We start from the raw sequence: 22,125 nt of genomic DNA, 5'->3' as shown, positions 1-22,125 counted from the left end.
GGACGAGACGTGCGCAAAAGCGCATTCAGGCCGCCACGCGCTGCGGCTCGCGTATCGCTACCGCCGGCGTGCGCGCCGGCAGATAGTGCGTGGAGAATACCAGCCGGCCCGCCGACCACGTGTGACTGACCAACGGCAGGCAGCCCACTTGCGCCACCGCCACCAGATCCGCCCGCTGGCCGACCGCAATGCGGCCCCGATCCGTCAACCCGCAAGCGTCGGCCGGGTTTGCCGTGACAAGCGCAATCGCCTGCGGCCACGTCAGGTCCGTCTGCGCCGCCACCGCGAACGCTGCGGCAATCAGCGTGGACGGCTGGTAGTCGGAACACAGGCAGCTGGCCACGCCCGCGCGGATGGCGTCAATGGCCCGCATCGACCCGCTCTGGCTTTGCCCGCGCAACACATTGGGCGCGCCCAGAATCGTCGGCAGCCCGCAAGAGACCGCAGCGCGCGCGGTATCCAGCGTGATCGGGAATTCGCTCATCGCCACGCCCAGATTGCGCATGGTGGCGATGCGGTGGATGGAGTCGTCATCGTGGCTGGCCGTGGGAATGCCGCGCGATTGCGCGTGCGACAGCAAGGTCTCCACCCGCGTCACCGCGCCGTCTTTCGCACGCGTCTTGGCATTGGCGGCTTCTTCCGCCTGCTCGCGGCTCATCGCGTGGTTTCCCATCATGTATTGCAGATAGGATTCCAGCGTTTTGAACTGCCCCTGCCCCGGCGAATGGTCCATGACCGACAACAGGTCCACCGCGTCCTCGTCCATCAAGGCGCAAAGCACCTCCACCGAGGTCTCGTCGGTGACTTCGTAGCGGCAATGCACGCGGTTGTCCACCAGGCTGTGCTGACGAAACGCGCGCAACGTGCGCACCACTTCGGCCGCCGTCTTGTTGTTGCGCACGCCCCATTCATTGTTCGCAAACGACAGCGCGTGATAGGGCGTGGTGATGCCCGCGGCGGCGTTGCGGCGGTCCACCTGGGCGACCGCAAAGTCCAGCGGAAACAGCACGCGCGAACGCGGCTCCGCTTCTTTTTCGATGGCGTCGCAATGCAGGTCGATCAGGCCGGGCATCAGGGTCTGGCCTTGCAGGTCGATCACGCGGTCCGCCTGCGCGCCGTCGGGGTCGATGGCCACGATGCAACCGTCGTCGATCAGCACCGCGCTGTTTTCCAGGACGCGGTCAGGCATCAACACGCGGGCGTTCGTCAGATAAGTGCTTTGCATGGTCACTCCAGGTCGGCCGTCGCGGGCTGCGGAGGGCGCAGCGCCAGGGTTTGGGTCGCGACGGCGTCGCGCACTTCTGCATCGTGGAAGATGCCCAGCAGGCAGCGGCCTGCGGCCAGCGCTTCGTGTATCAGCGCGATCACCACGCGCCGGTTATCGGCGTCCAGCGACGCGGTGGGTTCGTCCAGCAACAGAATGGGGTGGCGGGCGATGAAGCCGCGCGCGATATTCACGCGCTGCTGTTCGCCGCCCGAAAACGTAGCGGGCGCCAGCCCCCACAGCCGCGACGGCACATTCAGCCGCTGCAACAACGCGCCCGCCTGGCTGCGCGCATCTTCCGCGTCCACCCCCGCCATGCGCAGCGGTTCGGCCACCACGTCCAGCGCCGACACGCGCGGAATGACCCGCAGGAACTGGCTGACATAACCGATCACGTCGCGGCGCAGCGCCAGGATGCGCTGCTCGGGCGCCCCCACCAGCTCGACCCAATCGCCGTGGGCACGCACGCGGATGCTGCCCTCGGTGGCCAGATAGTTGCCATACAGGCAGCGCAGCAAGGTGCTCTTGCCGGTGCCAGACGGCCCGGACAGCACCAGGCAGTCGCCCGCCGCCGCGTCGAAGTCCACCGCGTCCAGCACGGGCAGGCGGATGCCGCCCTGGTTATGCAGCGTGAACATTTTTCCGAGGCCTCGCACCTCGATCATGGGAGTGCTTGCGTGCATGGTCAGCTCTGCAAAATGGAAGACACCAGCAACTGGGTGTAGGGGTGTTGAGGGTCGTCAAGAATCTGGTCGGTCAGGCCGCTTTCCACCACGACGCCGCCACGCATCACCAAGGTGCGATGCGCCAGCAGACGCGCCACTGCCAGATCATGCGTGACGACAATCGCAGCCAGGCCCAGGTCCGTCACCAGTTGGCGCAACAGGTCCAGCAGACGCGCCTGCACCGATACGTCGAGCGACGCCGTGGGCTCGTCCATGAACACCAGACGCGGATGCGTGACAAGGTTGCGGGCGATCTGCAAGCGCTGCTGCATGCCGCCGGAAAACGAGACCGGCGTATCGTCCAGCCGGCTCACGTCGATCTCCATCTTTTGCAGCCAGTTGCCGGCCACGTCGCGCAGCTCGCCGTAGTGGCGTTCGCCCACGGCCATCAGGCGTTCTGCGACGTTCGCGCCCGCGCTGACCTGCATGCGCAACCCATCCCGTGCGTTCTGGCGCACAAAGCCCCAATCGGTGCGCGCCAGCAGCCGCAGCCGGGCGCCTTGCAGCGCGGCCAGGTCGATGAAGCCCTGGTCGCGGGTGTCGTACCAGACGCTGCCCGCGTCCGGCTGGGTTTGGTACGACACGGCCGACAGCAAGGTGCTCTTGCCCGAGCCGGACTCCCCCACCACGCACAGCACTTCACCGGGGTAAAGATCGAAGCTGACGTCGCGGCAACCATGCACGCCGTCCCACGTGCGCGTCATGTTGCGCACGGATAGCAAAGGGTGGGATGTCATGCGGCGGCCTCATCGTGGAGTTGCCCTGCGGGGTGGGCGGGATTGGAGGATTTGGCGGGTTTGGCTGGATTGGCGGGTTTGGCTTGATTCGCTTGATCGGCCTGGCGATCGTTGCAGTACTCCGTGTCCGAGCACACAAAGCGGCGCGTGCCGGCGTCGTCCAGAATGATTTCGTCCAGATAGCTGTCACGTGACCCGCACAGGTCGCAGCACTCGGACCACGTTTCGACCGTGAAGGGGTGGTCTTCGAAATCCAGGCTTTTCACGCGCGTATACGGTGGCACCGCATACACGCGCTTTTCGCGGCCCGCGCCAAACAGCATCAGCGCGGGGCTGCCGTCCAGCTTGGGGTTGTCGAACTTCGGAATCGGCGACGGCCGCATCATGTAGCGATCATTCACGATGACGGGGTAGTCATACGTCGTGGCGATGTGGCCGTGCTGCGCAATGTCTTCGTACAGCTTCACATGCATGCCGCCATACTCGGCCAGCGCGTGCATCGTGCGGGTTTCGGTTTCGCTGGGCTCCAGCCAGCGCAGCGGCTCAGGGATCGGCACCTGGAACACCATCACCTGCCCTTCGCGCAACGGCGTTTCAGGAATGCGATGGCGCGTTTGCACGATGGTGGCAGCCGGCGTGGATTCCGTCGTGGCCACGCCCGTCACGCGGCCAAAGAAGCGGCGGATGTTGATGGCGTTGGTGGTGTCGTCAGACCCTTGGTCTATCACCTTCAACACATCGTCCTGCCCGATGATGGCCGCGGTGACCTGAATGCCGCCCGTGCCCCAGCCATAGGGCAGCGGCATTTCGCGGCTGCCGAATGGCACTTGATAGCCGGGGATTGCCACCGCCTTCAGCAGCGCGCGGCGCAGCATGCGCTTGGTGGATTCATCCAGATACGCGAAGTTGTAGTGGTCGTCGCGTTCGACCGTTGCGTGGGGTGCGTTCATGAGGAAACCGCCTCGTCCATCAGATCGTTAATTGCGTCCTGCGGCGCGCGGCGGTCGGCGCGCAGGCGGCGCAGCAGTTCCAGATTGGCCTGGAAGTCCACGTAATGCGGCAGCTTCAAGTGCTGCACAAAGCCCGAGGCCTCGACGTTGTCGCTGTGATACAGCACGAACTCGTGGTCGTTGGCGGGCGAGTCGGCGCGTTCGCCCAGGTCTTTGGCTTTCAGTGCGCGGTCTACCAGCGCCATCGACATGGCCTTGCGTTCGCCGTAGCCAAACGTCAGGCCGTAGCCGCGTGTGAACTTCGGGCCTTCGGCGGCGTTGCCGGCAAACTGGCTGACCATCTGGCATTCGGTGATGTCGATTTCGCCCACGGTGACGGTGAAGCCAAGCTCTTCGATATGCATCTCGACTTCCAGCGCGCCGTAGCGGATTTCGGCCGCGAACGGGTGCGTGTTGCCGTAGCCGCGCTGCGTGGAATACCCCATCGACAACAAGAAGCCTTCATCGGCGCGCGCCAGATTCTGCAAGCGGGCGGCGCGGCTTGCCGGAAAGTCCAGCGGCTGACGGGTCAGGTCGAAGGGTTCGGGGTCGCCTTCCGGCACGGGCTCGGCGTCGATCAGCTCATCGTGCGCCAGCAGGTCGGTCACGCGCGGCATGCTGCTGTCCAGCGCGTCGTCGCCCGCAGGCAAGGCATCGGCCTCGCGCTGCGCTTCCAGCGTGAAGTCCAGCAGGCGCTGGGTGTAGTCATAGGTGGGGCCCAGAATCTGGCCACCCGGCACGTCCTTGAACGTGGACGAGATGCGGCGCTGCAAACGCATGGCGCCCGTATCGATCGGCTGCGTATAGCCGTAGCGCGACAAGGTCGTGCGATAGGCGCGCAGCAAAAACACCGCTTCGATCACATCGCCCGCCGCCTGCTTCAACGCCAGCGACGCCAGTTGCGGATCGTAGAGCGAGCCCTCGGCCATCACGCGCGATACCGCCAGCGGCATCTGTTCACGAATCTGGTCCAGGCTTAGCTCAGGCACCTCGCGGTCGCCGCGCCGGTAGTCGTCCAGCATGCGGTAGGAATTGAGGATGGCGCGTTCGCCCCCTTTGACGGCCACATACATGTCAGTTCTCCACGCGCGTGGTGCGCGGCAATCCACACATCCGCCGGTCTTGCGTCAGGAACACGTCCACGCCCAGCGGAAACCGTTGATGATTCAAGCGCCATTCGCGCCAGAAGCCGTCGGGCAGGCCCGCCACCGATAGCGTCTGCCGCGTCTGGATGCCGGGGCCGGTAAGGCTGACCGCGTCGCCCGCCGACAGCGAGGCCACGTCGATCAGCAAGGTCGTGGACAGGTCGGGATAGGCCGGGTCACCGGGATGGCACGCCGACAGGGCCGGGGCTTCGCAGCCCGCCGGCACCGCCGCAAAGCGCGCCAGCGCGGGCGACGGCACGATGGGGCAGGCGCAATGAAAGCGCAGAAAGGCCAGCACATCGGCGTGCACGGTGCGCGGCAGCCACAGCGGCGTGTCCACATCCACCAGCGTCAACAGCAGCGCCGTCATCGCGGGCGACAAGCCTTCCGGCACGCCGCTGTCAGCGGTAATTTCCTGGATACGGCCGGGGTGCGCCAAGGCTTGCAAGGCGCTGCGAAAGGTGGTTTGCGCATCGCGCACGGGGTCAGCGAACCCGGGGAGCAGACCACGGCTGGCGGCCGGGGCAGTGAAAGCTTGTGCTTGCATGTCAGTCCTCGCCTCGCACCATCGTGAAGAATTCCACCTTGGTCTGCGCCGCAATGCGCGCCTGGCGTTCGACCTTGTCCGCGTGCTCGCGGGCCAGCGGCTGTATCAGTTGCGTCTGCACCGTGTCGTGCCAGTCAGGCAGTTGCAGCAGCGCGTCGGCCACCGCCGCCTGCTCGGCGTGACGCAGCGACCGCCCCTGCACATAGGCCACGCCCACCACGCCGCCATCCAGCGTGACGGCGCAACGTGTCACGGTCATTTCGCCCAGGTTGAAGCGCGCGCCCGTGCCGCCGCTGCGCGCCCGCACCATGGCCATGCCGGTCTGCGCCGGCCGCAACGTCTGGTGGCCAGGCAGTTGCCCCAAGGCGCTGAATGCGCCTTCCAGCGCAGCCGGGCTGGCCAGCGACAACACGCGCATCCAGGCGGCGCGCTGGGCGTTGGCCGCTTCCTGTCCTGCTTGTGAGTGATCCATTATTTCCTCTACACGTCTAGACGACTGGATGAAGTATGATCGCTGGCAATTCGAAGTTCAACAGGCTGGCGTGAATTTTTGATGACAGTTGCGGCATCCGTACACCGCCTATCCGGCGGGGGCCGCATGGTGCACAATCACAGCCATTCTTCATGAAGCTGTTGTGACAGCACGAGCGCACCCCTATGGTTGAACGAGGTTCCGGCATCGCCGTCTGGCGGCAAATTGGCGAGTCCCTGGCGGACGACATCCGCAACAAGCTCTACATGGCGGGCGAACAGCTGCCGTCCGAGCCGGAGCTGGCCGCCAAGTTTTCCGTCAACCGCCACACCATCCGGCGCGCCATGGGCGAGCTGGAGCAAAGCGGCCTGGTCCGGATCGAACAGGGCCGCGGCACCTTCGTGCAGGAACATGCCATTGATTACGCCATCGGCAAGCGCACGCGCTTTTCCGAGAACCTGCGCAGCCAGGGCGTGTTGGGCCATGTGGAATCAATGGGCAGCCAGACCTTGCGCGCCGCCGACATCGCCAAGCACCTGGGGCTGGCGCGCACCGCGCCGCTCTTGCGCGTGCAGATCGTGGGCAAGGCCGAGAACCGGCCGATCAGCGCTTCAGAACATTTCTTTGACGAAAAGCGCTTTCCGGATTTTGCCGACCGCCTGACCGCGTTGCGTTCGGTGTCGAAGGTGTACGCGCACTACGGCATTGGCGACTACACGCGCAAGTGGTCGCGCATTACCGCCACCCTGCCCTCGCCTGAAATCGCGCGTCTGCTGGGCCAGCCCAAGACGCGCCCGATTCTTCAGGTGGAAGCGCTGAACGTGGACCAGGACGGCGCACCGCTGCAATACAGCATCACCCGCTTCGTGGGCGATCTGGTGCAGTTGATGGTGGCGGACGACAGCTAGAAGGCACGGCCGCCGCCGCCCGTGGCGTCACGGCGGCGGCGGCTGAAACTGAAATTGAAAGCAACTCTACTCATCTAGACATCTGGTTGTCATGCAACGTCGATAACGTCACGCTATGAACTCACACGCCCCCTCGCCCCTGGCCGGTGTCACAGGCCAACGCATCCTGACGCCGCGCGGCGTCGAACAAGCCAGCCTGCGCTTTCAAGGCGGGCTGATCGCCGACGGCGGGCCCGCGCCCGCCCGGGGCGCGCCCTGGTTCGACGCGGGCAACCTGCTGGTCTTGCCCGGCATTGTTGACCTGCATGGCGACGCCTTCGAACGCGCCATCATGCCGCGTCCCAGTGTCACCTTTCCGTATGACAGCGCGCTGTTCGACGTCGACCGCCAATTACTCGCCAACGGCATCACCACCGAATTCCACGGCGTCACCCTGTCTTGGGAAGGCGGCTTGCGCGGCGAAGCCTATGCCGAACGCATGTTCGACGCGCTGGACCGCATGAAGCTCATGATGGGCGCGCGCCACTACGTGCACCTGCGCTTTGAAACGCACCACGTGGGCGGTGTGGACCTGGCCCAGCAATGGATACGCGATGGCCGCGTGCGCTTTCTGGCCTTGAACGACCACCTGCCCAGCATGGCGCGCCGCCTGGGCGACGACCGCAAGCTGATGCAATACGCCAACCGCGCCGAATGCGATCTGGACACCTTCCAGGAGCGCATCCGCGCGGCGATGTCTGCCGCGGATTCCGTGGCCGACGCCATGCGCGAGCTGACCCTGTGTGCGCAAGCCGCCGGTTTGAAGGTGGCCTCGCACGACGACCCCGACGCCGCCACGCGCCGTTACTACCATCAGCTGGGCTGCGGCGTGGCGGAGTTTCCGCTGACCCGCGACGCCGCGTGCGTGGCGCGCGACCTGGGCAACTCCGTGGTGTTCGGTGCGCCCAACGTCGTGCGCGGCGGCAGCCACACGGGCGCGCCCAGCGCCACCGAGATGGTGCGCGACGGCTTGTGCGACATCCTCACGTCCGACTACTACTACCCTGCCCCGCTGGCTGCCGTGATGCGGCTGGTGCAGGACGGCGTGCTGCCGCTGGCGCAAGCGTGGAATCTGGTGTCGATGAACCCGGCACGCGCCGCGGGCTTGAAAGACCGTGGCGCGCTGACGCCGGGGCTGATTGCCGACGCCATCGTCGTAGACGATCACATTGCCGGGCTGCCCCGTGTTGTGGCCACGATTGTCGGCGGCGAATTGCGCTACGCCACGCGCGCATTCGGCGACGATCACAGCCACCGCATGGCGGCCTGACCATGCCGCTTGCCCATCGCTACGCCCTGTACCTGGCGCCCACCGGCCCGTGGCGCGAACTCGGCAGCCGCTGGCTCGGCCGTTGCGCCGACACCGGCCTGGCCCTGCCATTGTTGCCGGGCCAGTTGGACACGCCGCCAGCCTGGACGCAGGCGCCGCGTCACTACGGCCTGCATGCCACCTTGAAGGCGCCATTTCGCTTGCGCACGGGCGCCACGCCGCAAGCCGTGGACGCCGCCGCACGCGAACTCGCCCGATCCAACCAAGCGTTTGATGTCGCGCTGGAATGCGAAACGCTGCGCGGTTTTCTCGCGTGGTGCATCGCCGAAGACGACGCCCAAGGGCAAGCCCACATCCAGGCGCTGGCCAATGCGGCCGTGCAGCAGCTCGATGACTTGCGCGCCCCGCCCACGCCTGAGGAAACCGCACGCCGCCAGCCGCAATGGCTATCGCCCGAACAGCAGGCCATGCTGGCGCGCTGGGGCTACCCCTACGCCTTCGACACCTACACGTTCCACATCACGCTGACGGGAAAGCTCAGCGGTGATGCGCTGGAACAGGCGCAACGCCGCGTCGCGGCCTTTGCCGACCCCTTGCTCGGCCAGCGCATGGCGGTGCCGGGCGTCAGCGTGTATGTGCAGCCCGCGCCCGGCGCGGATTTCGTCGCAGCGCGCCACTACCATTTCGATGGCGCGCATACGGATGCGATCGGGGCGGACTATCTGCAAGGGCCCGCGGCGCCATGACACTTCCTGACCCGTTTCCTGCCCCGTTTCCTGCCGCATCTCCTGCCCCATCTGCTGCCCCGGTTCCATCCCCATCTGCTGCCCCCTTGCCCACATTCGTCACGCCGCCCGCCAGCGGCGCGCGGCTGATCTACTTGATGGGCGCATCCGGCAGCGGCAAGGACACCTTGCTGCGTCTGTTGCGCGCGCATCTGACGGATGACGAGCCGGTGCTGGTGGCGCACCGCTACATCACGCGTGACAGCGGCGGCACCGAAGATGCGCTGCGTCTGTCCACCGAAGAATTCGCGCGCCGCGCCGCGCTGGGATGCTTCGCCCTGCGCTGGGCGAGCCACGGCTTGCACTACGGCATCGGTATCGAGATTGACACCTGGCTGGCGTATGGCGCGGCGGTGATTGTGAATGGGTCACGAGAACACCTGGAACAGGCGCATGCGCGCTACCCGGCGATGACGGCGGTGGAAATCACGGTGGACCCCGCAAGGCTTGCCGAACGGCTGGCGGGACGCGGACGGGAAAGCGCCGAGCAGATCGTGCAACGCTTGTCGCGCGCGACGCAGGCGTTCGCGGTGCCGCAGAGCTGCGCGTTGAAGCGGGTCAGCAATGACGCCGAGCCGGAAGCGGCGGCCGCGACGCTGCTGGGGATCGCGCGGGACATGCTGGCGCGCTAAGTTTGGCTGACTATGGCTGGCTGACTATGGCTGGCTGACTACGGCTGGCTGACTACGGCTGGCTTGCTACGCCTGGCTGACTACGGCCGGCTTGCTACGCCTGGCTGACTACGGCCGGCTTGCTACGGCTGGCTTGCTAACCGCGCGGGGTCGACACCGCGTTACCCGCCGCACTGGCCACCGCCCCTTCCGGCAGCGCGCCATCGCCACACAATTCCGAAAGAATTTCGGAAAAGCGTTCTTCCGCCGCCAGCACCTGGTCCCGCTTGCGGCGGATCAGATTGATCGGCGGCAGCTCCCAGCCGAAATCCCAGGGCAGCATGCCCAGCTTGCCGCGCTGGCAAAGTTCGCGCGCGATGTCTTCGGGCACCACCGACATCAGCGATTCATTCATCGTCAGCATGCCCTCGATCACATCGGTGGAATAGGCCTCAAGCACGGGGGACGGCGCACGCAGCCCCGCGCGGATGAAGTGTTCGATGATCAATTGACGCGTAGGCGTATTCGCCGCCGGCAACACCCAGTTCATTGCCGCCACCGCCGCCCAGTCGGGCTTGCGGCGCGCAAGCCGCTGCGCCAGCCGGCTATGCGCAATCAGCCGCGGCCGCTGGCGGTACAGCACGCGGTGGATCAGGTCGTCCAGCATCACCGTGGACGTCGCGCGGCTGATCACGCAATCCAGCTCGTGCCGGCGCAGCATGGGCACCAGATGATCGGTGGTGGCGCGGTGCAGCGTCAGCGTGACGCCATAGCGCTGATGCAGCCGGCTGATGGCCGCCGTCAACAAGGCGCTGGACACGTAGGGCACCACGCCCACGTTCAGGTGCGCGGAATGGCCCGCATGCAGCGCTTCAACTTCGCGCGCCCACAAGTCCAGATCGCTTTGCATGTGCCGCGCGCGCACCAGCGCCAGATCGCCCAACGGAGTGGGCAGCAGGCCGCGGCCGCTGCGCACGAACAGCGGGCCGCCGAAGATGTCTTCAAGCTCGGCCAGCGCCTTGGTGACGGCGGGCTGGCTGATGCCGGTGGCGGCGGCCACACGGGTCAACGAGCCATGCGCGGCGATGTTGATCAGCAGCGCCAGATGGCGGTGCTTCAGGCGGTTGGCCAAACGGGCGGCATCCCAGCTCACGGTTTTCTCTATAACTATACGGTTATCGAATTATGCCAATAAAGATGAATCCAGTTATTTCACGATCCTATACTTCAGGCATTCCCAACCGCTGCCGGCCCCGTCGACCATGAGCGCATCCGCACCTTCACCCGCATCTCCGTCGTTCACCACCCGCCCTGAAATCCGCGGCACCTTCGGCGTGGTCTCGTCCACGCACTGGCTCGCCTCGCAAGTGGCGATGGGCGTGCTGGAGCGCGGCGGCAATGCGTACGACGCGGCCGTGGCGGGCGGCTTCACCTTGCAGATTGTCGAGCCGCACCTGAACGGCCCGGGCGGCGAAGTGCCCATTCTGTTCTGGAGCGAAAACGAAAAGCGCATGCGCGCGCTGTGCGGCCAAGGCCCCGCGCCCGCGCTGGCCACGCCCGCTTACTTTCGTGGGCTGGGCGTGGAGCTGGTGCCGGGCATCGGGCTGCTGCCCGCAACCGTGCCGGGTGCGTTCGGCGCGTGGCTGACCCTGCTGCGCGACTACGGCACCTGGGAATTGGCCGATGTGCTGCAGCCCGCCATCGACTATGCGCAGAACGGCTTTCCGCTGGTGCCGCGCGTGTCGCAAGCCATTCTTGCCGTGCAGGCCTTGTTCCGCGACGAATGGACGAGCTCGCGCGATGTCTGGCTGCCCGATGGCCGCGTGCCCGCGCCCGACGCCTTGTTCCGCACGCCCGCCATCGCCGCCACCTACGCCCGCATCCTGGACGAAGCGCATGCGGCCAGCAGCGACCGCGTGGGCCGCATCGACGCCGCGCTGGCGTGCTGGTATCGCGGTTTTGTCGCCGACAAGATCGACGCCTTCTACACCCACGAAGCCGTGCGCGACACCACCGGGCAACGCAATCGCGGCCTGCTGCGCAAGTCGGACATGGCCGATTGGCGCGCCACGTATGACGAACCCGTCACCACGCAATACGGCCGCTACACGGTGGCCAAATGCGGCGTGTGGTCGCAAGGGCCGGTGCATTTGCAGCAGCTGGCCATGCTGCGGCATCTGGGTGTGGATGGCCTGGACCCGACCTCGCCTGAATTCGTGCACCGCATCGCCGAAGCCGCCAAGCTGGCGTTCGCCGATCGCGCCGCCTGGTATGGCGACCCCGATTTTGTGCAGGTGCCGCTGGCTGCCTTGCTGAGCGATGCCTACGCCAAGACGCGCGCCGCCAGCATTCTTGGCACCGCGTCTGCCACCTTGCAACCGGGCAGCCCGGCAGGCGTGGCGCCGCGCCTGCCCGACCTGGCCGCTGCCGACCGCACACTGGCCGCCTCCGACACGCGCTTTGGCGTGGGCGAGCCGACGTTTGCCGCCTTGCCGCCCGTGGCCGAATGGGCCGCACGCGAAATCTTCGTCGGCGACACCTGCCAGATCGACGTCATCGACCGCGACGGCAACATGGTGGCGGCCACGCCGTCGGGCGGCTGGCTGTCGTCCAGCCCGGTCGTGCCGGGGCTGGGCTTTCCGCTGACGACCCGTTTGCAAATGACGTGGCTAGACGACGGCGTCGCCGGCCAACTGCAACCGGGCAAGCGCCCGTGCACGACGTTGTCGCCGGGCCTGGTGCTGCGCGACGGCCAGCCTTATATGGCGTTTGGCACGCCGGGCGGCGATCAGCAGGATCAATGGACGGTTGCCTTTTTCCTGCGCCACGCCATGGGCATGAATCTGCAAGAGGCCATCGATGCGCCGTCCTGGCACATCGACCACTTCCCCGGTTCGTTCTGGCCGCGCACGCAAACGCTGAACCGTCTGACGGTGGAATCACGATTGCCCGAGGCCACCATTGAAGCGCTGCGCGCCGCCGGCCACGACGTCAAGGTCGGCCCCGCGTGGTCCGAAGGACGCATCAGCGCCTGCACACGCGAACCCGGGGCGGGCGGCGGCCTGCTGCTGCGCGCCGGCGCCAACCCGCGCGGCATGCAGGGTTACGCCGTTGGCCGGTAGCCACACAACGAACACGCATCTATTTTCTTTCCAGCCGGCGTCCAGACCGGCACTGACACAAGGGGTAAACATCATGAAAGTGCAATTCAAACGACTGCTGCGCGCGTGCGCGCTGGGCCTGGCCCTGGCCGCGCCCGCGGTATCGCAGGCCGCCTGGCCTGAAAAGCCCATCACGCTGATCGTGCCGTGGGCGGCAGGCGGGTCCACCGACATCCTGGCGCGCGTGCTGTCCGAAGGGCTGACCCAATCGCTCGGCCAGCCCGTCATCGTGGAAAACCGTTCGGGCGCATCGGGCAACATCGGCACCGCCTTCGTCGCGCGCGCCAAGCCCGATGGCTACACACTGCTGGTCGGCTCGATGAGCACGCACACGATGAATCAGGCGCTGTATTCCAACATGCCGTTTGACGGCGTGAAGGACTTCACGCCCATCGCCGAACTGGCGTTGGTCACCAACACGATGGTGGTGCATCCGTCGGTGCCGGCCACCAACGTGAAGGAATTCGTCGACTACCTGAAAGCGCACCCGGACACCGTGGCGTACGCGTCCGCCGGCCAGGGTTCGACCAACCACCTGAGCGCCGCGCTGTTCGAAAAAGCCGCTGGCGTGAAGATGATGCACATCCCGTATCGTGGCGGCGCGCCTGCGGTGCTGGACACGGTGGCGGGCCGCACGCAAGTGCTGTTCAGCGCCGGCACGCAAACCCTGCCGCACGTGCAGACGGGCAAGCTGAAGCTGCTGGCCGTCACCGAAGAAAAGCGCTCGCCACTCATGCCCAACGTGCCGACGGTAGCCGAAACGCTGCCGGGCTACGAGCTGTCGGTTTGGTACGGCGCGTTCGGCCCCGCCGGCATGCCGCCTGAACTGACCGCCCGCCTGAACCGCGAAATCAACCTGATTCTGAAGCGTCCCGACGTCATCAAGAAAATGGGCGACATGGGCGTGCTGCTGACGGAAACCACGCCGGAACAATTCGGCCAGATCCTGACGCGCGACGCCGACAAGTACGGCAAGCTGATCAAGGAATTGGGAATTACCGCCGAATGACATCGCAACCGACTTCCGTCACGCCAGCCTTGGCCGGCGTGCACGCGGTCGCGCTGGCGTACGCCGCCGCCGACGCCACGGCGGCGTTCGCGGCGATCGACGCCTACGCCCGCGCCTCGCTTGAACACACGCTGTGCACCGTCAACCGCTACGACGCCGACGCCATGCGCGTCGTGCGCCTGTACAGCTCCAACCCCAAGGCTTACCCGCCCGGCGGCAGCAAAGACAAAAACGGCACCCCCTGGGGCCGCCATGTGTTGCTGGAGCAACGCGTGTTCGTGGGCGAAGGCGTCGACGCCATCCGCGAATTCTTCAACGACCACGACGCCATCCGCGAGCTTGGTTTGCAATCGGTGATCAACGTGCCCGTCGTCTACGGGGACACCTGCCTGGGCACGGTGAACTTCCTGATGACGCGCGCGCAAGTGTCCGAGGCTGATGTTGACAACGCAAGACTGGCGGCGCTGCTGGCGCTGCCGGCGTTTCTGGCGTTGCGGCAGGCGTAAGTCAGTTGGGCCGCCTGCACAAACAGGCCCCCACTCCGCATTGCTAAATCAACGCCCGCCGAATCCTTGACGACAGCATGTCGATCACGATCACGAACGCGACGATGATGATCATCACTGCGCAGGTTTCGGCGTAGCGGAAGCTGCGGATGATTTCCCACAGGACGGTGCCGATGCCGCCCGCGCCCACGATGCCGACGACGGACGCCGACCGCACGTTGGATTCAAAGCGATACAGCGAATACGAGATCCACAGCGGCAGCACTTGCGGGATGACGCCGTAGACGATTTCTTCCAGTGCGTTGGCGCCGGTGGCGCGCACGCCTTCGACCGGACGCGGGTCGATGGCTTCGACCGCTTCGGAAAACAGCTTGGCCAGCACGCCCGTGGTGTGTACCCACAAGGCCAGCACGCCAGCGAACGGCCCCAGGCCGACGGCCACGATGAACAGCATCGCGAACACCATTTCGTTGATGGCGCGGCACGCGTCCATCAGGCGGCGCATTGGCTGATAGACCCACGCGGGCACCATGTTCGACGAGCACAGCAGCCCCAGCGGCACCGCCACGACGATGGCCAGGAATGTGCCCCACACCGCGATCTGCACCGTCACGATCATCTCGTCCAGGTACATGCGCCAGTCGCGGAAATTGGGCGGGAAGAAGTCGGCGGCGAATTGGGCCATGTTGCCCGAGTCGCGCAACAGGTCCATCGGCCGCATGTCCGCGCCCTGCCATGACATGACCAGCAGCGCGAGGACGACGGCCCAGACAAGCAGGACCGGCAGCGACGAACGCGGCGCGGCAGGCAGGCGGGAAGAGTGAGTGGCTAGGTTCATGGCGTCAGGCGGTCCGCGTGATGGCGTTCAACAAGGGCAAGGCCGGCGCACCTGATGGCGCGCCGCCTGACCGTCTTAATGCTTGGCCAATTGCTTGGCTTACTACGTGGCTAATTGCTTGGCTTACTGCTTGGCGACGGCGGGCTGGCCCAGGCTGGCCAGCTTGCTATCGATGTCCGCCAATTGCTTTTGCTTGTCGGCTTGGCCCAGCGTGCTGTCCGCTTCGACCTTGGCCTTTTCACGCGCCAGTTCGATCTGGCGGATCGGCACCAGTTGCTGGTTGTCGGACGCGCGGAAGCCCTGGTAGGTCAGCGCCTTCAGGTTGGCCATTTCACGCTCGGCGTCCTTGCCCTTGCCGTAGTTGATGAAGAAGTCACGGATGCGGCCCTTCAGGTCGGCCGGCAGGTCGCTGCGCATGACGAGGGGGTCGGCCGGAATCAGCGGCGACTTCCACAGCACGCGCACGCTGTCGTTAGCGTCTTTGCCGGTGCTCAGGCGATAGCGCTCCAACGCTTCGGTGTTATTCACCGCCACGTCTACCTGCTTGTTGATGACGGACAGCAGGTTGGCTTCGTGGTTGCTGGCGCGCACCGTCTTGAAGAAGGTCTTGGGTTCGATCTTGTTGGCGGCCCACAAGTAGTAGCCAGGCACGGCGGTGCCGGACGTGGAGTTCGGATCGCCCGCGCCATAGCTCAGCTTGCCGCCGCTTTTCAATACGTCGTCCAGCGTTTTCAGGTTGCTGTCCTTGTTGACGATCAACAGCGACCAGTAGCCCGGGTTGCCGTCCTTGTCGATGACCGAGGCGAACACTTCGCCCTTGGCGCGGTCCACGGCTTCGATGGCCGACTTGTTGCCGAACCAGCCCATCTGCACCTTGTTGAAACGCATGCCTTCGATGATGCCGGCGTAGTCCGACGCGAAGAACGGTTTGACCGGCACGCCAATGGCGCGGCTCAGGTCATCAATGACGGGCTGCCAGACGGACTTCAGGTTGGTCGACGACTCGGTCGAGATGATGCCGAAGTTCAACGTCTTGGCGTCTTGCGCGTAAGCCTGCGTGGACAACGCGGCGGCGGCGATCAGGGTGACGAAGGTTCTGCGTAGCATGGATGGCTCCGGGGGAAATGGCCAAAAGTGACTGGGGCGAAAGTGACTGGGGTAGAGGTGACCGAGGGGCAGAACAGGCCGCGTGGCAGGCTGCATGTCAGGCGGCATGTGAGACTGCATGTCAGGCGGCATGTCAGGCCGCACGTCAGGCGGCTTGCGCCAGCTGAGACAACGGCGCCAGGCCCGGCATGGCCGGCGCCTGTTGCGTGTATTCGGGAAGCAGCTCGCTGAGTTCCGATCCGTACAGGTTGCGCAGCATCTCGGGCGTCAGGTCGGCGGCGCGGCCGTCGTAGACGACCTTGCCGTGGCGCAGCGCGACCACGCGCGGGCAATAGCGCAGCGCCACATCCACCTGATGCAGCGACACCACCACGGCCACCTTGCGGCTGCGGTTGATCTGCGCCAGCGTGTCCATCACGCGGCGCGACGATTCCGGGTCCAGCGACGCGATGGGTTCGTCCGCCAGGATCACGCGGGCGTTTTGCACCAGCGTGCGCGCAATCGCGGCGCGCTGCTGCTGGCCGCCCGACAAGGTGGAGGCGCGCTGAAATGCGTAGTCGTCTATACCAACCTGCGCAAGCGCATCCAGCCCCTGGCGCACTTCAGCGCGCAGAAACCAGCGGGTCAGGCTGCGCCACAGCGGCACACGCGGCAACAAGCCCGTCAGCACATTGGTGATGACCGGCAGGCGGCCCACCAGATTGAATTGCTGGAACACGAAACCGATGCTGGCGCGCGCACGGCGCACGTTGCGGCTCAGGCGGCCATTCTGTTGAATGAGCTGGCCATTGACCGTCACGCTGCCCTGGCCCGCATCACCCGCGACAAAGCCCGCCAGATGACGCAGCAAGGTGGATTTGCCCGAGCCCGATGCGCCCAGTAAGGCCACCATTTCGCCGTCGGCGATTTGCAGGCTGACGTTGTCCAGCGCTTTGGCGCCGGCATGGAACGTCTTGCTCAAGGCATGTACTTCGATGGCGTACGTCATCGCTTGATCCCCTTGTATGTGGTCATTGCGGCATTCTGTTTTGGGCGCATGACAGCGCGATGACCCGGAGATTGAATCCGTTGACAGAAAATACGGGGTCAGCAATCGATTGAAAGACCTGCGTCATAAATGCGCCGACCGGCCTGTCGCAGCGGTTTGACGGCGCGGGTATATTCGAACTGTTTCCCCACTTGCCGGGCGGTCATCATGATCAAAGGTTCTTGCCTGTGCGGCCGCGTTGAATATGAAATCGACGGCCCTCTCACCAACGCCCTGAATTGCCATTGCGTGATGTGCCGCAAGTCGCATGGCGCCGCCTTTCGCAGCCGAGCGTCGGTTCAAGTCACCGACTTCAAATGGACCAAGGGCGAAAACCACGTCACCTGGTATGCCTCGTCGCCGGGCAATTACCGCGGTTTTTGCGAAGCCTGCGGCACGCCGTTGCTCAGCCGCTTCGACCAGACTCCGGATACCTATGGTTTGCCATTGGGCGCCCTGGACGATGATCCCGGCATCAAACCTGCCGCGCACTGTCATGTAGGCAGCAAGGCGCCGTGGTTCGACATCACGGACAACCTTCCGCAACACCCGGGCGCCATCGAAGACGCGCACGAACCCGTCGCGCAAGCCGTTACATAAATTCTCAACCTGATGGTTGAAGAACTGCGGCGGCCGATTTATATTCAACCGCATGGTTGAACTTATTCCCTCCCCCGCTCTGGATGCCGTCTTTCGCGCGCTGGCCGACCCCACGCGCCGCGACATGCTGCGCACCCTGGCGCAAGGGGATCACACCATCGGAGAGCTGGCCGCGCCCTTGCGCATGAGTTTTGCTGGCGCCTCCAAACATGTGCAGGCCCTGGAACGCGCCGGTCTCATCCGGCGCACCATCCATGGCCGCACGCACGTGTGCAGCCTGAATCCCGAACCCATGGCCGAGGCCATGCAGTGGCTGCGCTTCTATGAACAGTTCTGGGCGGGCAAGCTGGATGCGCTGGAATCGGCGATTGCCGCCAGCGCCGGCGTGGCCCCGTCCACTTCCCATGGAGAGCAACATGAGTGAACACGGCGTCGTCCTGGACCCCACGTCCCTGCGCTTTACCCGCACGCTTCCCGCCAGCGTGGAAACCGTCTGGGCATTTCTGACCGAATCCGACAAGCGGGGCCGCTGGCTGGCCACTGGCGACATGGAGCTGCGCGAGGGCGGCGGCGTGACCTTGCGCTTCGTGCACGCGGACCTGTCATCGGTAAAGGAACCCACGCCCGAGCCCTACACGCCGTATGAGAACGGCGTCACAACCCATGGCGTGATCACCCGGTGCGAGCCGCCCCGGCTGCTGGCCTTCACATGGGGTGGATCGCAGGGCGTGCCGTCCGAGGTGACGTTTGAATTGACGCCGCAAGGCGAAGGCACGCTGCTGGTGCTGACGCACCGCAAACTGAACTCGCGCAACGACATGGTGGACGTGGCAGGCGGATGGCACACGCATCTGGGCGTGTTGTCGGCCCGCTTGGCAGGGCGCGATCCCGGCCCCTTCTGGTCGGCGCATCGCGGCTGGGAAGCCGACTACCAGGCGCGCATCCCGGGGGCGTAGAGTCGTTCAGCAACAACTATCACGGCGCAACGACAGATAAAAACTGGCTAATCGTTGCGCTTTGCTGTAACATCAGTCCGTGATTTTTCCGCAAAAACCGGGCTTCGGTCACTCTGCGTACCCAACCTGTACTCCTTCGGGTCAATCCCCTAGATACCCAGGCAGTTCCCGGTTTGGGAATGGATTTGGGAACAAATCGCACCTCTGCCAATTGCGCCGCGTTACCCCAGCACGACCCCCGCGCCGCCCGGCATTGCAGCAAACGATCCAACCCGCTTCTTCCGGCGCTGTGCGCTTGCACGGTGCCGCGACCAAGCCGCGCACCGCGCGCACATTGCCCACGCTGCGCGAGTATCCGTCATATCAGACATCCCCTTGTGATGCCGTGGCCCTTACCCGCGCTTGCCCGAACGTTTTACGTTCAAACCGCTGGACCTGGTTATCTGTGTCCAACGCGCTTGCCGCTACATGCGGCGCGTCATGCCGCCGGCCTGGCTGCGCGTATTGATCAAGGAGTAGAGAATGGCTAAAGAAGAACTCATCGAATTGGATGGCATTGTTGACGAAGTGCTGCCCGATAGCCGCTACCGCGTCAAACTGGACAACGGCATCGAAGTCGGCGCCTACGCCTCCGGCCGTATCCGCAAGCACCGCATCCGCATCCTGGCGGGCGACCGCGTCACCCTGGAAATGTCGCCTTATGACCTGACCAAGGGCCGCATCAACTTCCGCCACAAAGACGAACGCGCTCCCGCGCCGCATCGTCCCCAGCAATACCGCCGTTAAGCCAGGGCCTCAGGGCCGGCCCTGGGCCGGCTCCCTGACCCTGCTGCGCGCGGGCCTCGGGCCGAGACTGGCCTTAAGCCCAAGCCGCGACATGCCGTAATGCGTGGGACGTCCATTCGTGAAAGAATGGCCCCCAAGTCAGGCGCAATGTCTGACGGAATACGCATGAAGCAAGATGGATCTCAAACAAGAATTGCAAGCCGCTGCTGACCAGCTTTCCCTGGCACGACGAAGGTTCGTGAAGGGGGAAGAAGGCCTGCGCCTGCTCAATCAGTCGCGCGAGGCGTTCATCAACAGCCTGCGCAATACCGGCCTGACCTACGCCGAAGCCAAGATCAAGTACGACAACTGCCTGGATGACCAGGAAGCCGAGCAGCTCCACGTGCGCCAGCAGATGGAGTATGCCGAGCGCATGCACCAGTTCGTGCTGAACAAGATAGCGCAACAGACCGCCACGGTCTGACGCGCGCATGGCCGGGCTGGGCTGGGCTGGGCTGGGCTGGGCCAGGTTGGGCCGAGTTTGGTCAGATTTGGCGGCAGTGACCCCGCCGCCGCCCAGCGTAGCCCCCCCGATCAGGGCTTGAACGCCCCGATGAAAATGGCGGGGTCCACCCGCGCATCGTTCAGGCTGACATTCCAGTGCAGATGCGGCCCGGTCGCCCGGCCCGTCGCCCCCACCTTGCCCACCACGCCGCCACGCGGCACCTCGTCGCCCACCTTCACATCGATGGCCGACATGTGGCAGAACATGCTGACGAAGCCCTGGCCATGGTCCAGGAACACCGTCTTGCCGTTGAAGAAATAATCCCCCACCAGCACCACGATGCCCGCTGCAGGCGCCTTGATCGGCGTACCCGCCGGCACGGCGAAGTCCAGCCCGGAATGCGGGTTGCGTTCCTGACCGTTGAAAAAGCGCCGCAAGCCGAAGGGGCTGGACAGGCGCCCGCCGTTCACCGGGCGGTCCAGCAACAGGTTGCTGGGCATAACGCCCGCGCGATACGTCCGATTGGCCGCGCTTTGCTCGGCCATTTCGCGTTCGATGCGCTTCATGTCGTCGGGATTGGGGTCCACCTGACGCGGATTCTTCAGCGTGATGTGCTGCGCCACGTATTCCTTGGCGCCCACCTTGAACGGCAGCTTGCGCGGGCCGCGCGCATCCGTCACCACCGCCTGCTGTTCGCCAGGCTTCACGCTGAGCGGAATGCCGATGATGGCGATCCACTGCTTGCCCTCTTCGCGCACGACCAGCACGCGGCGGTCCAGGAACGTGACTTCGGGCGCGCGCTCGGCGTCACCCAGCGGCAACACGGCAACGCCGCCCGGCACGGGCGCATTGAGTTTGCGGGTGATGAAGCCCTGCTGCGCCTGAGCGCGAGCCGGCAGGCTCAGACTGAGGGCGGCGGCGGCAAGACCCAAGCGCAGGATGTCGCGGCGTTGGAATGCAACGGTTACGGGCATCGGGGCGCTTACAGGCACAGGTTCGCCGGTTCGATGATGCTTTGATCGCGGCGCGCGATGCGGGTCGACAGGCGCGTTTCGGTCTTGCCCTTCCAGGTGGTCGTCGTCAGCACGGCTTCGACGCCCAGGCTGTCTTCCTGGACCAGTTCAAAGCCGTTGCGCACGGCGTTCTGCTTGAAATTGACGCCCATATTCTTCCAGGCGGAGGCCACGCAGGTCGTGTAGTCCTCGGCCGTGCGCTGGGTGGCGCCATAGAAGACCGGGTCGCGCTGGCGCACGTCTTTGACATTGGCGCAGGCCGACAAGGCAGCCAGGACGGTAAGGGACAGGGCGATGCGAACCTTCATACGGTCAGACTCTCAAGCAGAAAATGGTGGACGGAAGCGGGGTGGACAAAAACGGCCAAAACTATAACGCAGCGGTCAATCAGGCCTTGGGCGCGCGGCGGGCCGATTTGGGGCGGAAGGCGTCGATGACCTGGGCATGCGTTTCCGCGTAGGGGCCGCCGATCAGGTCGATGCAATAGGGAATGGCGGCGAAGATGCCAGGCAGGAGCACGGCGCCGTCGTCGCCCTTCAGCCCTTCCAAGGTCTCGCGTATGGACTTCGGCTGGCCAGGAAGGTTCACGATCAGCGCGGCATGCGACGGCGTTTCGCGGATGACGGCGACCTGGCGCGACAAGATCGCCGTGGGCACAAAACGCAGGCTGATCTGGCGCATCTGTTCGCCAAAGCCCGGCATTTCCTTGGTGCCGACCGCCAGCGTGGCCTCGGGTGTGACGTCGCGGCGAGCCGGCCCGGTGCCGCCTGTGGTCAGCACCAGGTCGCACCCGCAGATGTCGACCAGTTCAATCAGCGTTTCGGAAATGCGGGCCGGTTCATCGGGAATCAGCCGGTCCACCGCCTGCCACGGCGACGCGAGCGCCGAGCCCAGCCATTCGCGCAGCGCGGGCAGCCCCTGATCCTGGTAGGTGCCGGACGAGGCGCGGTCAGAGACGGACACCAGGCCGATGATCAGGTCGTCGGGATGGCGGCGGGCGATACGGGGAATGGCGGTCATGGGCGGCTGATATCGGTAAGGAGATTTGGGAAGACAGCGCGGCGCGGTCAATCCTGGAAATCCTTAAAGCGCGCCGCGATGTCGATGCTATCGCATTCTTTCCCAGGAGGAAGCGCTGCCCCGGCC

Annotated in this window: 26 protein-coding genes; 12 read left to right on the top strand and 14 right to left on the bottom strand. The window is 65.4% G+C overall.

The window, feature by feature from the left end:
• Positions 1–25: 25 nt before the first annotated feature.
• From HV765_RS25870 to phnG, 7 genes are read right to left on the bottom strand one after another with little or no spacing between them, the layout of a single operon-like run.
• The gene (locus HV765_RS25870) at positions 26–1,225 is read right to left on the bottom strand and encodes an alpha-D-ribose 1-methylphosphonate 5-triphosphate diphosphatase (protein WP_175171441.1); all 1,200 of its coding nucleotides are present in this window, start codon (positions 1,223–1,225) and stop codon (positions 26–28) included.
• A gap of 2 nt (positions 1,226–1,227) precedes the next feature.
• On the bottom strand, positions 1,228–1,947 hold the full coding sequence (gene phnL, locus HV765_RS25865) for a phosphonate C-P lyase system protein PhnL (RefSeq protein WP_175171440.1): 720 nt from the start codon (positions 1,945–1,947) through the stop codon (positions 1,228–1,230).
• A gap of 2 nt (positions 1,948–1,949) precedes the next feature.
• The gene (phnK, locus tag HV765_RS25860; RefSeq protein WP_175171439.1) at positions 1,950–2,726 is read right to left on the bottom strand and encodes a phosphonate C-P lyase system protein PhnK; all 777 of its coding nucleotides are present in this window, start codon (positions 2,724–2,726) and stop codon (positions 1,950–1,952) included.
• Positions 2,723–3,676 carry an alpha-D-ribose 1-methylphosphonate 5-phosphate C-P-lyase PhnJ gene (locus tag HV765_RS25855; RefSeq protein WP_175171438.1) on the bottom strand — a complete coding sequence of 318 codons (954 nt, stop codon included), beginning with the start codon at positions 3,674–3,676 and terminating at the stop codon, positions 2,723–2,725. The genes phnK and HV765_RS25855 overlap by 4 nt, the downstream gene beginning before the upstream one ends.
• Positions 3,673–4,788 carry a carbon-phosphorus lyase complex subunit gene (locus HV765_RS25850; protein WP_054422513.1) on the bottom strand — a complete coding sequence of 372 codons (1,116 nt, stop codon included), beginning with the start codon at positions 4,786–4,788 and terminating at the stop codon, positions 3,673–3,675. Before HV765_RS25850 ends, HV765_RS25855 begins: the two co-directional genes overlap by 4 nt.
• Before the next feature lies 1 nt (position 4,789).
• Positions 4,790–5,407 (bottom strand): phosphonate C-P lyase system protein PhnH, encoded by a 618-nt coding sequence (gene phnH / locus HV765_RS25845; RefSeq protein WP_175171437.1) that lies wholly within the window; start codon positions 5,405–5,407, stop codon positions 4,790–4,792.
• A gap of 1 nt (position 5,408) precedes the next feature.
• Positions 5,409–5,879 carry a phosphonate C-P lyase system protein PhnG gene (phnG, locus tag HV765_RS25840; protein WP_175171436.1) on the bottom strand — a complete coding sequence of 157 codons (471 nt, stop codon included), beginning with the start codon at positions 5,877–5,879 and terminating at the stop codon, positions 5,409–5,411.
• Positions 5,880–6,064: 185 nt separating this feature from the next.
• Here phnG and phnF point away from each other — a divergent pair, with 185 nt between their 5' ends.
• The 4 genes from phnF to phnN all read left to right on the top strand — a co-directional run bounded on the left by phnF (position 6,065) and on the right by phnN (position 9,513).
• Positions 6,065–6,787, top strand: a complete 723-nt coding sequence (phnF, locus tag HV765_RS25835) for a phosphonate metabolism transcriptional regulator PhnF (protein ID WP_054422516.1) — start codon at positions 6,065–6,067, stop codon at positions 6,785–6,787.
• A gap of 115 nt (positions 6,788–6,902) precedes the next feature.
• Positions 6,903–8,096, top strand: coding sequence for an alpha-D-ribose 1-methylphosphonate 5-triphosphate diphosphatase (locus tag HV765_RS25830; protein WP_054422517.1), 1,194 nt, complete (start codon positions 6,903–6,905; stop codon positions 8,094–8,096).
• Positions 8,097–8,098: 2 nt separating this feature from the next.
• On the top strand, positions 8,099–8,842 hold the full coding sequence (locus HV765_RS25825) for a DUF1045 domain-containing protein (RefSeq protein WP_175171435.1): 744 nt from the start codon (positions 8,099–8,101) through the stop codon (positions 8,840–8,842).
• An 86-nt stretch (positions 8,843–8,928) separates the two neighbouring features.
• Positions 8,929–9,513: a phosphonate metabolism protein/1,5-bisphosphokinase (PRPP-forming) PhnN gene (gene phnN / locus HV765_RS25820; RefSeq protein ID WP_276325535.1), complete on the top strand. Its 585-nt coding sequence runs from the start codon at positions 8,929–8,931 to the stop codon at positions 9,511–9,513.
• A 136-nt stretch (positions 9,514–9,649) separates the two neighbouring features.
• Here phnN and HV765_RS25815 read toward each other — a convergent pair whose 3' ends face one another.
• Complete coding sequence (locus HV765_RS25815; RefSeq protein WP_054422518.1) at positions 9,650–10,645, bottom strand: LysR family transcriptional regulator; 996 nt, start codon at positions 10,643–10,645, stop codon at positions 9,650–9,652.
• A gap of 109 nt (positions 10,646–10,754) precedes the next feature.
• Here HV765_RS25815 and HV765_RS25810 point away from each other — a divergent pair, with 109 nt between their 5' ends.
• The 3 genes from HV765_RS25810 to HV765_RS25800 all read left to right on the top strand — a co-directional run bounded on the left by HV765_RS25810 (position 10,755) and on the right by HV765_RS25800 (position 14,168).
• A complete protein-coding gene (locus HV765_RS25810; protein WP_175171433.1) occupies positions 10,755–12,614 on the top strand; it encodes a gamma-glutamyltransferase family protein in 1,860 nt (619 codons plus the stop codon).
• 73 nt (positions 12,615–12,687) lie between these two features.
• Positions 12,688–13,662, top strand: a complete 975-nt coding sequence (locus HV765_RS25805) for a Bug family tripartite tricarboxylate transporter substrate binding protein (protein ID WP_175171432.1) — start codon at positions 12,688–12,690, stop codon at positions 13,660–13,662.
• Positions 13,659–14,168: a GAF domain-containing protein gene (locus HV765_RS25800; protein WP_175171431.1), complete on the top strand. Its 510-nt coding sequence runs from the start codon at positions 13,659–13,661 to the stop codon at positions 14,166–14,168. Before HV765_RS25805 ends, HV765_RS25800 begins: the two co-directional genes overlap by 4 nt.
• 43 nt (positions 14,169–14,211) lie before the next feature.
• Here HV765_RS25800 and phnE read toward each other — a convergent pair whose 3' ends face one another.
• The 3 genes from phnE to phnC all read right to left on the bottom strand — a co-directional run bounded on the left by phnE (position 14,212) and on the right by phnC (position 17,101).
• Positions 14,212–15,006 carry a phosphonate ABC transporter, permease protein PhnE gene (phnE, locus tag HV765_RS25795; RefSeq protein ID WP_054422522.1) on the bottom strand — a complete coding sequence of 265 codons (795 nt, stop codon included), beginning with the start codon at positions 15,004–15,006 and terminating at the stop codon, positions 14,212–14,214.
• Positions 15,007–15,129: 123 nt separating this feature from the next.
• Positions 15,130–16,113: a phosphonate ABC transporter substrate-binding protein gene (gene phnD, locus HV765_RS25790; protein ID WP_054422523.1), complete on the bottom strand. Its 984-nt coding sequence runs from the start codon at positions 16,111–16,113 to the stop codon at positions 15,130–15,132.
• A 145-nt stretch (positions 16,114–16,258) separates the two neighbouring features.
• Positions 16,259–17,101 carry a phosphonate ABC transporter ATP-binding protein gene (gene phnC / locus HV765_RS25785; protein ID WP_175171430.1) on the bottom strand — a complete coding sequence of 281 codons (843 nt, stop codon included), beginning with the start codon at positions 17,099–17,101 and terminating at the stop codon, positions 16,259–16,261.
• Between the two features lie 207 nt (positions 17,102–17,308).
• On the opposite strand from phnC, the gene HV765_RS25780 reads away from it, so the two are divergent.
• From HV765_RS25780 to HV765_RS25760, 5 genes are all read left to right on the top strand, one after another.
• Positions 17,309–17,740, top strand: coding sequence for a GFA family protein (locus HV765_RS25780; protein WP_175171429.1), 432 nt, complete (start codon positions 17,309–17,311; stop codon positions 17,738–17,740).
• Positions 17,741–17,792: 52 nt separating this feature from the next.
• Positions 17,793–18,164: an ArsR/SmtB family transcription factor gene (locus tag HV765_RS25775; protein WP_175171428.1), complete on the top strand. Its 372-nt coding sequence runs from the start codon at positions 17,793–17,795 to the stop codon at positions 18,162–18,164.
• Positions 18,157–18,696: an SRPBCC family protein gene (locus HV765_RS25770; RefSeq protein WP_175171427.1), complete on the top strand. Its 540-nt coding sequence runs from the start codon at positions 18,157–18,159 to the stop codon at positions 18,694–18,696. The genes HV765_RS25775 and HV765_RS25770 overlap by 8 nt, the downstream gene beginning before the upstream one ends.
• A gap of 522 nt (positions 18,697–19,218) precedes the next feature.
• Entirely contained in the window at positions 19,219–19,482 is a 264-nt protein-coding gene (infA, locus tag HV765_RS25765) for a translation initiation factor IF-1 (protein ID WP_006221179.1), read from the top strand.
• Positions 19,483–19,657: 175 nt separating this feature from the next.
• Positions 19,658–19,945 (top strand): hypothetical protein, encoded by a 288-nt coding sequence (locus tag HV765_RS25760; protein ID WP_175171426.1) that lies wholly within the window; start codon positions 19,658–19,660, stop codon positions 19,943–19,945.
• A 110-nt stretch (positions 19,946–20,055) separates the two neighbouring features.
• On the opposite strand, the gene HV765_RS25755 is transcribed toward HV765_RS25760, so the two are convergent.
• From HV765_RS25755 to mog, 3 genes are all read right to left on the bottom strand, one after another.
• The gene (locus HV765_RS25755; protein WP_254600730.1) at positions 20,056–20,940 is read right to left on the bottom strand and encodes a peptidoglycan DD-metalloendopeptidase family protein; all 885 of its coding nucleotides are present in this window, start codon (positions 20,938–20,940) and stop codon (positions 20,056–20,058) included.
• A gap of 8 nt (positions 20,941–20,948) precedes the next feature.
• Positions 20,949–21,287, bottom strand: coding sequence for a hypothetical protein (locus HV765_RS25750; protein ID WP_054422529.1), 339 nt, complete (start codon positions 21,285–21,287; stop codon positions 20,949–20,951).
• A gap of 79 nt (positions 21,288–21,366) precedes the next feature.
• Positions 21,367–21,999 carry a molybdopterin adenylyltransferase gene (mog, locus tag HV765_RS25745; protein WP_175171425.1) on the bottom strand — a complete coding sequence of 211 codons (633 nt, stop codon included), beginning with the start codon at positions 21,997–21,999 and terminating at the stop codon, positions 21,367–21,369.
• Positions 22,000–22,125 lie beyond the last annotated feature (126 nt).

The organism is Achromobacter kerstersii (genome assembly GCF_902859595.1).
GTDB classification, from domain to species: Bacteria; Pseudomonadota; Gammaproteobacteria; order Burkholderiales; family Burkholderiaceae_B; genus Achromobacter; species Achromobacter kerstersii.
The sequence above is the reverse complement of the archived record's forward strand: the minus strand, read 5'-3'. Positions and strand labels throughout refer to the sequence as shown.